Source organism: Chrysiogenia bacterium, assembly GCA_020434085.1.
Taxonomy (GTDB): domain Bacteria; phylum JAGRBM01; class JAGRBM01; order JAGRBM01; family JAGRBM01; genus JAGRBM01.
Map to the genome: position 1 here is coordinate 1 of JAGRBM010000263.1, position 9,418 is coordinate 9,418.

General features: G+C 64.7%; 8 protein-coding genes. 3 read left to right on the top strand and 5 right to left on the bottom strand.

Translation table 11 applies throughout. The features are described from left to right. Both KDH09_08830 and KDH09_08835 read right to left on the bottom strand, forming a co-directional pair. Nucleotides 1-747 (bottom strand): acyl-CoA/acyl-ACP dehydrogenase (locus KDH09_08830; protein MCB0219783.1); only part of this gene is annotated, 747 nt, incomplete at its 3' end. 13 nt (nucleotides 748-760) lie between these two features. Then, nucleotides 761-1,954, bottom strand: a complete 1,194-nt coding sequence (locus KDH09_08835; GenBank protein MCB0219784.1) for an acyl-CoA dehydrogenase family protein — start codon at nucleotides 1,952-1,954, stop codon at nucleotides 761-763. A 173-nt stretch (nucleotides 1,955-2,127) separates the two neighbouring features. On the opposite strand from KDH09_08835, the gene KDH09_08840 reads away from it, so the two are divergent. Beyond that, nucleotides 2,128-2,727 carry a TetR/AcrR family transcriptional regulator gene (locus tag KDH09_08840; protein MCB0219785.1) on the top strand — a complete coding sequence of 200 codons (600 nt, stop codon included), beginning with the start codon at nucleotides 2,128-2,130 and terminating at the stop codon, nucleotides 2,725-2,727. 3 nt (nucleotides 2,728-2,730) lie between these two features. On the opposite strand, the gene KDH09_08845 is transcribed toward KDH09_08840, so the two are convergent. The 3 genes from KDH09_08845 to KDH09_08855 are packed head-to-tail and all read right to left on the bottom strand — an operon-like array spanning nucleotide 2,731 to nucleotide 5,495. After that, a complete protein-coding gene (locus KDH09_08845) occupies nucleotides 2,731-3,552 on the bottom strand; it encodes a hypothetical protein (GenBank protein MCB0219786.1) in 822 nt (273 codons plus the stop codon). A gap of 42 nt (nucleotides 3,553-3,594) precedes the next feature. Further along, a complete protein-coding gene (locus KDH09_08850) occupies nucleotides 3,595-4,602 on the bottom strand; it encodes a HupE/UreJ family protein (GenBank protein ID MCB0219787.1) in 1,008 nt (335 codons plus the stop codon). Further along, on the bottom strand, nucleotides 4,599-5,495 hold the full coding sequence (locus tag KDH09_08855; GenBank protein ID MCB0219788.1) for a peptidyl-prolyl cis-trans isomerase: 897 nt from the start codon (nucleotides 5,493-5,495) through the stop codon (nucleotides 4,599-4,601). Before KDH09_08855 ends, KDH09_08850 begins: the two co-directional genes overlap by 4 nt. A gap of 151 nt (nucleotides 5,496-5,646) precedes the next feature. On the opposite strand from KDH09_08855, the gene KDH09_08860 reads away from it, so the two are divergent. Together KDH09_08860 and KDH09_08865 are read left to right on the top strand one after the other, a co-directional pair. Then, on the top strand, nucleotides 5,647-7,707 hold the full coding sequence (locus KDH09_08860; protein ID MCB0219789.1) for a DUF3604 domain-containing protein: 2,061 nt from the start codon (nucleotides 5,647-5,649) through the stop codon (nucleotides 7,705-7,707). Between the two features lie 202 nt (nucleotides 7,708-7,909). After that, nucleotides 7,910-9,418, top strand: a 1,509-nt coding sequence (locus tag KDH09_08865) for a DUF748 domain-containing protein (GenBank protein ID MCB0219790.1), incomplete at its 3' end; no start/stop codon positions are given.

Consider the following 9,418-nt stretch of genomic DNA (forward strand, 5'->3'; position numbering starts at 1 on the left):
GCCGAGCATCTCGGCCGCAAGGAGGGCGCGCCCGGCGTCGAGCGTTTTTTCGAGCGCTTCGTAACCGCCGTCCACGGCGCCGAGGATCTCGCCGGCCTCCGCGTTTTCAAAGACGACGTTGGCCGCGCGGCGCGAGTCGACAAGATGCGTGGGCGCGACACTCACACCCGGGGCGTCGGCGGCGACCAGGAAGAGCGTGATGCCGCCCTCCTCGCCGGGTCTCCCCGAGGTGCGCGCGGCCACGATGAAGCGATCGGCGGCGTTGCCTTCGAAGACCAGCGTCTTCTCGCCGCTGAGCTTGTAGCCGCCGCCCGCCTTTTCCGCCTTCAGGGCGATGTGCGCGGGCCGGTGCTGCGGGCCCTCGTCCACGGCGAGCGCGACAAGCAGCTCGCCGGTGGCGATCTTCTCGAGCAGCGCTTTCTTCTGCGCGTCGCTGCCGGCGGCGTTGATCGCCGTCACCGCCAGCGCGGCGGTGGAGAGCAGCGGCGTCTGGGCCAGCGTGCGACCGAGTTCCTCGAACACAACGCCCAATTCGCGATAACCCAGCCCCGCGCCGCCGAAGTCCTCGGGCACGAGAATGCCGGCCCATCCAAGCTGCGCCATTTCCTGCCAGAGTTTCTTGTCGAATCCGGTCGCGTCACCGGAATCGCGAAGCCGCCGCATCTCGGTGACGGGCGTCTTCTGCTGGGCGAATTTTCTCGCGGCATCTTTGAGCGCCGCCTGTTCTTCAGTGAGTACGAGTCCCATCTCTGCTTTCCTCTCAGTCGGGCAGACCAAGCACGCGCTTGGCGATGACGTTGAGCTGAATTTCGGAGGTGCCGCCCTCGATGGAGTTGCCCTTGGAACGGAGCCACTGGCGGGTGATGGAAAGTTCGGCGGGGGTAAAGCCCTCGCCCTCCCAGCCCAGCGCAGCGCTGCCCATGACCTTGAGCATCAGCTCGAAGCGGTTCTTGTTGTGCTCGGTGCCGTAGTACTTGAACATCGAGGACGCGGCGCCCATGCCGCCGGCCTTGGCCTCTTCGGCGGCGCGCCGCGTGGTGAGCGCGAATGCCCTGCCCTTCATCTTGTGGCGCGCGATCGCATCGCGCAGCACCGGGTCGGCGACGCGGCCCTCCTCTTCGCCGACATACTTTTTGGCAAGCGCTTCCATGGAGCGGCTCGCACTGTCGCCCGAGAGCGCGCCGCCCAGACCGAAGCCCGAGATCATCTGGCGCTCGTGCTGCAAGAGGCGCTTGGCAATGGTCCAGCCACCGTTGCGAGGGCCGACGAGCTGGTCCTTTGGAACGCGCACGTTGTCGAAGAAGGTCTCGCAGAACGGCGAGGCGCCGCTGATCAGACGGATGGGCCTTGCCGAGACGCCCTCGCTCTCCATGTCGAAGAGCAGGAAGCTGATGCCGTCGTGCTTGGTGCTCTTGTCGGTGCGCACCAGGCAGAAGATCCAGTCGGCCTTGTCGGCGTAGCTCGTCCAGACTTTCTGGCCGTTGACGATGAAGTGGTCGCCGTCCTCGACGGCGCTGGTCTGCAGGCTCGCCAGGTCCGAGCCCGCGTTGGGCTCGCTGTAGCCCTGGCACCAGCGGATCTCGCCGCGGGCGATGGGCGGCAGGTATTTGAGTTTCTGCTCTTCGGTCGCGAATTCGAGCAGCGCGGGCCCGAGCATCCAGATGCCGAAGCTCTGCAGGGCCGGGCGGCAGTTCAGGCGCCGCAGTTCCTGTTCGAGCACACGCGCTTCCTTCGCGCTGAGCCCGCCGCCGCCATACTCTTTGGGCCAGGCCGGCACGGTCCAGCCTTTCTCGACCATGCGCTCCAACCAGAGTTTTGAATCGGGGTTCTTGTAGGTTGCGCGGCGACCACCCCAGACGGTTTCATCGTCGGGCATCGGCGTGCGCATGGACTCGGGACAATTCTCCTCGAGCCAGGCGCGCACATCCGCGCGGAATTCTTCGAGCTCGCTCATGGGCCTCTCCCTCAATCTGGTTCAGCGTGCGCGATGTCTCGCATGGAGCTGAACAGATGTTCAGCGAACCGTAGTAAGCGCGCCGACCCGTGGCAAGCGGCGCGTTCGAATGCTTCGCGAGAAGTTGCAGCCATGTTGCAACCCAGCGGAAATTCAATCATTTTGAACCCAGCATGAGTGAGCCGGAAAAGAAGCAGCGCAAGCCCTCCGCGCGGGCGGAGAAGTCGAAGGAAGCCATCGTCGCGGCCTTTGTCGAGCTGGTGCGCGAGGGCAACCGGCGCCCCACCGCCCCGGTGATTGCCGAGCGCGCGGGCGTCTCCGAGCGCCTTGTCTACCACCACTTCAAGGACATGAAGCGGCTGCTGCTCGAATCCCACAGGATCAACCGGCCGGTGGTGGCCCCGCTGCTCGAGGACCTGATTTTCGAGGGCACCTTCAAGGAACGGCGCGACTACTTCGTCAAGGCCCGGGCCAAGGCCTACGAGTTCGTCCAGCACAACCGCCGCTATAGCTATCACCACGCGTTTCGCTCGCGAGAAATCTCTGACTTTCTGCTCTCGTTCTGGCAGACCGAGGGCGCCCAGTTCTGCCACGTATTCGCCGAGGAGCTCGAGAAGTTTTCGGGTGAGGAGCGCGCCACGCGCGAGGCGAATCTGCGCGCGGTGTGTTCATGGAACTACTGGGAAATCCTGCGACAGATCGAAGGGCTGAGCGTCGCCAGGGCCAAGGCCGCAGTGAGCAAGGCCATCACGCAGATTCTTCTGGTTTCCTGAGAACTACTGAACAAACGCGACGGTCGAGACAAAGGTCATCGCCTGATCGGTGTTGCGGCTCAGAACGGGCAACACGAAGGACACACCCGTCGTCAGCGCCACGCTTTCATTAACGCTCCAGATGCAGCCCGGGGTCACCATGTGAACGTGCGCCGTGGGGCCGCCCGGTGCATGCTCGTGCAGGGCATTCCATTCGAGGGTGAGTTCCAGGGATTCAAGCGGCGAGTAACCAAGTGCCGCGTTCCAGGCGAGAAACCACCTGGCGTTGCCGGTCTCGGTGCGCCCGGCGGTGGTCCCGCCGGCCTCGAAGTCCAGGTCGGCGGTCCAGACATCGGCGAAGCTTGCCGAGAGCACCACGCCGCCATGGCCGCCGAATGCCGACATCGAAGAGCTGGTGGGAAGCGAAACGCCGCCACGGAGCCCCGCAGCGAGTTGGTCGCTGAATCCAAACACATACTGCGCGCCAAGCCCCAGATCGCTCATGCCGGTATCGGTCACTGCGGGGAGAGCGGTTGCGTCTTCTGAATGGAAGATGCTGAAGGCGGCGCCGAGCTCGAAGTTCTCGGCCGCGCCGAAGGTGGCGCGCAGCGCGAGCGCCTGTTCGGAGAGGCGCCCGCCCAGCGGGCGCGCGGTCCCCGTGGCATCGATGAACTTGCTCGCGCGGAAGAATTCGTAGCCACCCTCGAGCTCGACCTCGCCCTCGCCGAGCGCTTCGGCCACCGGGGCGACGACCTTGCCGCCCGAGAGACCGTCCACCGCGTGAACGGGCTGGGCAAAACATATCGAGACGAGCGCAAGAAGCGCAGGCAGTGGGAGTCGTTTCACGGTTGCTTCCTTCAGTGATGCAGCGGCCCCTGCCGCGCGGGATCAGGCAAAGGTAGCCGCAATGCGCTCCCAGAACCAGAAGGACGCGACGCTTCCCAACGCGAAAGCGCCCCAGCGGGTGATGACCGGTGCGCGCTCTCCCGCGAAGTGCCGCGCCAGCGCCAGCACCGGGATGAGCGCGCCCACGAAGAGGAGCTGACCGAGTTCCACGCCCACGTTGAAGGAAAAGAGCGCCGTGGGGATCTCTCCCTGGGGCAGACCGATCTCACGGAGCGCGCCGGCAAATCCCAGCCCGTGAAAGAGACCGAAGGTCGCCGAGATGAGTCCCGGGTAGCGCTGGGTCAGCGTCTTTGGCGCATCGGGATCGCGCAGCAGTTCCGCGCCCACCAGCAGGATGCTGAGCGCAATGAGCGCCTCGGTGGGCGCGCTTGCCACGCGGACGATGTCCAGCGCAGAGAGCGCCAGCGTGATCGAATGTCCCACGGTAAAGGCCGTGATCGTGCCCAGCAGTTTTCGTCCCGAGCCCACAAGCAACACCAGCGCCAACACGAACAGAAGATGATCGATGCCCGTCAGGATGTGTTCGACACCGAGCGATCCGTATTGCAGGCCCACCGAAGAGGCTTCGGACATTTCGCCGCCGATCGTTTCGGCCGGGTGCTTTGCATCGAGCATCGCCTCATGCACCTGGCCACCGGCGGAGATCACACGCAGCAGGACCTGCGCATGGGTCTGCGCGATTCCCGCGACGGTGATCTCGCTGCCTTCGAGCCCCTGCTCTCCGCAGTCGGCCTTCCAGCGCGCGGACATGCCATTGCTGGTCATGTTGTCGGTAATCATCCCGAGCGCCTTGCAGTGCGCGGGCAGGGTCGGCTCACCCGCGACGGGGGCGTGTTCACTTCCCGAGTAACGAAACAGAACATTGAAGATACCGGGTTCGGCCTCGCGCAATTCGAAAATACCGAATTCGAGCTGGTGCGCCATCACAAGACGCGGCGCGAGAAGCAGGATCAGGGTGATGGTTGCGGTGATCAGTGTTTTTGTTTTCATTGCGCCAGCTCCGCCACGTGCATCTCGGGATACTCGGCATTGACCTCGTAGCCGGCGATCAGCTCATCCACGGCCGTGCGGCGGGCCGATTCGCGCTCGTCCTCAAGGAAGGCCTGATAAATCTCCGTGCGTGCCTCCTCGAACTCCGGAACGCGGGCGGCATTGCGCTCACGTACACGCACCAGGTGAAGGCCAAAGGGGCTGGGCACTGGACCCTGCCAAGCGCCGACCTCCAAATCGCCGATCAGTGCCGCGGCGTCCTCACCCATCATTTCAGAGAGCCGACCATCGGCGACTTTCTCGAAGCTCGCGCCCCAGAGAAAGCCGTCGCTCCGCGCGCGCCAGTCGCCGTCATTCTTCTGAAGAGCGGCCAGCACGCGGGCGGCATCGTCACTCAAGTTCTCGTGACGATCACTGGCCAGAAAGACGTGGTCGAAGCTGCTGGTGGCCGGGCGCTCGAAGCGTTCCGGGTCGCTCTCAAAGAAGGCGAGCAGCTTCTCGCGGGTCGGCGCCTGGGCAAGCGCGCCGTCCTCGACGACAAAGCGCATTTTCTGGACAAGGCGGCGGCGCACAATGGGATCGTCGCGATCAAGGCCCCAGCGCAGCGCCTCGCGGTAGAGCACCTCGTTCTCCACATAACTGCGCACCGCGCCTTCGAGATCACTGTGGGCGGCGGGCTGACCGGTACGAAGGAGGAACTCATCGCGCAGGCCCTTGATCATCTCCGGGGGCACTTCAATGACGCGGCTGTCCCTGCCCGCGCTCTCGCCACCGAATGCGCCGTGCGCACCGAAGAGAAGCGCGCCCACGAGAAGGAACTGAAAAAGCGGCTCGCGCACAATGCGCTTGATGCGCCCCTGCGGGGCCTTGTTCTGAATTTCCGGTGTCGTCATCGCTTGCCTCCCACCCCGTCGATCAATTCCCGGGGCATTTTTTTATTGCATGCCAACTGCAATAGTGATATCAAAATTACAGTTTGACTGCAATAACAAAAATCCAAGTCTGGCCCAGGGGAACTGGGGAATTTGGGAGGAGAGGTAAAAAATGAAACGATTTCAGGGAGTTATGATCGCACTGGTGCTCTTCACAGGCACCTTCGCCGGTGGCGGGACGCCCCCGCCGCCACCAGAACCGACCGAGCCCGCGCTCGGTGAATGTCAGGGCTACAGCCCGACCAAGAACGCCTATTTCGGCGACCTTCACGTCCACACGAGCTACTCGCTCGATGCCGTCCAGTTCGGCAATGAGAACGACCCGTGGGATGCCTATGCCTTTGCAAAGGGCGATGAAGTCCACCTGGCCCCCTATGATGACCCCAACCGCAAGATCACAATCAGCAAGCCACTCGACTTCGCCGCGGTGACCGATCACTCGGAATTCATGGCCGAAGCCTCGGTCTGCTTCGAGGGCGGCACGACCGCTTACTGGAGTCCCTGGTGCGTCGCCGTTCGCCGGGGAAGTGCGAGTGACGGACTGCTGGGCAGCATGTTGGCCTTCGGACTCTCGGTTGGTGGCATGCTTCCCGACGACGGCCTTGAGTCGAACCTTTGCCGCCTGCGCCCGGGTCTGTGCAACGACCGCGCGCATGATGTCTGGCAGCGTGAACAGCAGGCAGCCAAGGACAACTACGACATGAGCACCAAGTGCAAGTTCACCACCTTCGTGGGGTACGAGTACACCGGCTCACCGCGGGCCAACAACTGGCACCGGAACATAATTTTCAAGAACGACACCGTTCCCGATCTGCCCATCAGCTTCCTCGATGCGCCCGAGCAGGAACTGCTCTACGACCTGCTCGACGCCGCCTGCAACAACAACCCCAACGGCTGCGAAGCGCTGGCCATCCCCCACAACTCGAACCTGGGCGGCGGCGCCATGTTCGTGCCCTTTACCGAAGACGGCACGCCCTACGATGCCACGCAGGCGGCCATTCGCTCGCGCGTGGAACCGCTCGTTGAGATGTACCAGCACAAGGGCGCTTCGGAGTGCACCTTTGGTCCCGGACCGCTCGGCAGCGAAGACGAACTCTGCGGTTTCGAGCTGCTGCTTCCCGAGATCTGCACCGGCAGCCCCGATGATTCGCCCGACTGCAAGCCGCTTTGCTCGGACCTGCTGGTCCAGGGCGGCGGATTCCTCGGTCGTTGCATCGAGCCCAGCGACTTCGTGCGCGGCGCGCTTCGCAACGGCATTGCCGAGCAGCAGCGCATCGGTGCCAACCCGTTCAAGATGGGCTTCATCGGCAGCACCGACACCCACAACTCCATCCCCGGCGCGACCGAGGAGCAGGCCTTCCCCGGTCACGGCGGCAGCCAGGATGCAACCCTGGCCGACCGGCTCACCGATTCGCCGCTGGACAACCTCGACGGCGGCGGCATGGGACTGCTTGACGGGCTTGCCGGCGGAGTCCTGGGTCTGCAGACCAAGCGCTTCAGCCCCGGCGGCCTGGCCGTCGTGTGGGCCGAACAGAACACCCGCGGCCCGATCTTCGAGTCCATGCAGAACCGTGAGACCTATGCCACCAGCGGCACGCGCATCATCACGCGCTTCTTCGGCGGCTGGAATCTGCCCGCCAATATGTGCGGCAGCGCCAACATGGTGAGCCAGGGTTACAGCAATGGCGTCGCCATGGGCGGCGACCTGCCGCCGCGTCCGGCCGGTGCGGCTCCGCGCTTCTCGGTCTCCGCGCTGCGCGATCAGCTCAGCGCCCCGCTTCAGCGCATCCAGATCATCAAGGGCTGGACCGAGACCGTGAACGGCCAGGTCACCACCCGTGAGAAGGTCTTTGAAGTGGCCGGCAATCCCGACAACGGCGCCAGCGTGGACGTCAATTCCTGCCAGCTCCAGGGCAGCGGCTACGCCAGCCTGTGCGAAGTGTGGGAAGACCCCGAGTTCAATCCCAACGAGGCAGCCTTCTACTACGCCCGCGTGGTGGAGAACCCGACCTGCCGCTGGCACCGCGCCCAGTGCAACGAGGCCATCCAGAGCGGGCAGCTCTCCTGCGACACTGTCGATCCCGACAGCCCGCTGGCCAACTGCTGCAATGGCAGCCTTCCCGACACGATCCAGGAGCGCGCCTGGACCTCACCCATCTGGTACACACCTTAACACGGCAAAGTCCCAGCCTTTTGCCAGAGCGCCCGGTCCCGCAAGGACCGGGCGCTTTTCTTTGGGCACGCGCAAATAACGCCCGCACCCGTGACCTTGCCCCCGCGCGTGGTAGACTCCCCCTCGCTCGGGCGGGCAATTCGGAGGGGGACGACCTGCCCGGCGCAGCCGCGCGCCCCTCCATGTCAGTTGAGGTACCGCCGTGAGCGAGGTCCCCGAGAACCCACGCAACAAACGACTCAAGAAGATCGGCCTGATTCTGGGCGGTCTCTACGTAATCTACGCTGTCGCGACTTTCTTCATTGTCCCGGCGGTCGTGCGCTCGCAGCTCTCCGCCGTCACCAGGGACACCCTCCACCGCGAAGCGAGCGTGCGCAAGGTCAGTTACAACCCGCTCACGCTGGCGCTGGGAGTTGAGGGATTCGAACTCCAGGATCCCGACGGGAAGAAGTTCGTCGGCTTCGAGCGTCTCTTCGTGGACTTCCAGCTCTCGACGCTCGTGCGCGGCGCGCTCACCTTTTCAGAGATCTCGCTACGCGAGCCCTACGTGCGCATCGAGGTGCTCGAGAACGGCAAGCTCAACTTCGCCGACCTGATGGAGAAGGAAGAGACACCCGAGGACGTGCCCGAAGAAAAGAGCAGCGAATTGCCGGGCCTGCACGTCTTCGAACTCGCCATCGCCGGCGGCACCCTCTACTTCCGCGACGGCGCAAAGGAAGTTCCCTTCGTCGCCAACGTCACACCGATCGCCATTTCGGTGCAGGACTTCAACACCGGCCGCGGCAAGGACAGCCCCTACGCCTTTACCGCCAGCACCGGCCAGGGCGAGACCCTCGAATGGGAGGGCAGCTTTGCCATCAATCCCGTTCGTTCGAGCGGGCGTTTCTCGCTGCGCAACATCCGCGCGCGCACCCTGTGGGAATACGTGCAGGAGCGCTTCGCCTTCGAAATCGCTGGCGGCCAGATCGCGCTGGGCGCGCGCTATGACGCCGACACCAATGGCAAGGTCACCGTCTCGGACGGGACCTTTACGCTCAAGGACCTCGACGTGCGCGAAAAAGGCGGCGAAGCGCCCGTCATCGCCGTGCCCGGTTTCGAGATCGGCGGCATCGGCCTTGACCTGGCCAAGCAGGAGGTGACGCTCGGCAGCGTGAGCACCAGCGGCGGCACCGTCGCGGCGCTCAACGACCCAGAGGGCGGGCTCAACCTCCAGCGCCTCTTCACGCCGGTCACTCCCGAAGCGCCCGGGCCCGACGTTGCCGGGGATCAAACGCCGCCTGCGGAAGCCGCGCAACAAGAAGAGAGCACGCAGCAAGAAATCGCAGCAGAAAACCCGCCCGAAGAAGAAGCCGCGCAGCCCGAGGTTGACGCGGAAGCTCCGCCAGAAGAAGAACCGGCCCCACCGGCCGAACCCGAGGGCGAGCCGTGGACCGTGCGCGTGGGCGGCCTCAAACTCGGTGAGTACAGCGTGCGCTGGAATGACACCACCGTGGAGCCCGCCGCCGACGTGAGCCTTGCCGCGCTCGCAGTGGAAACCGGCGCGATCACCATTCCAGGCGGCGCGGCTTTCCCCGTTTCCATTGCCACCACCATCGGGGAGAGCCCCGTGCGCGTGAGCGGCACCGCCGCGCTCGATCCGCTGACGCTCGACCTCGACGTGGATGTGAGCGCGCTCTCTCTCAAACCCGCCGAGGGATACATTCGCCAGAGC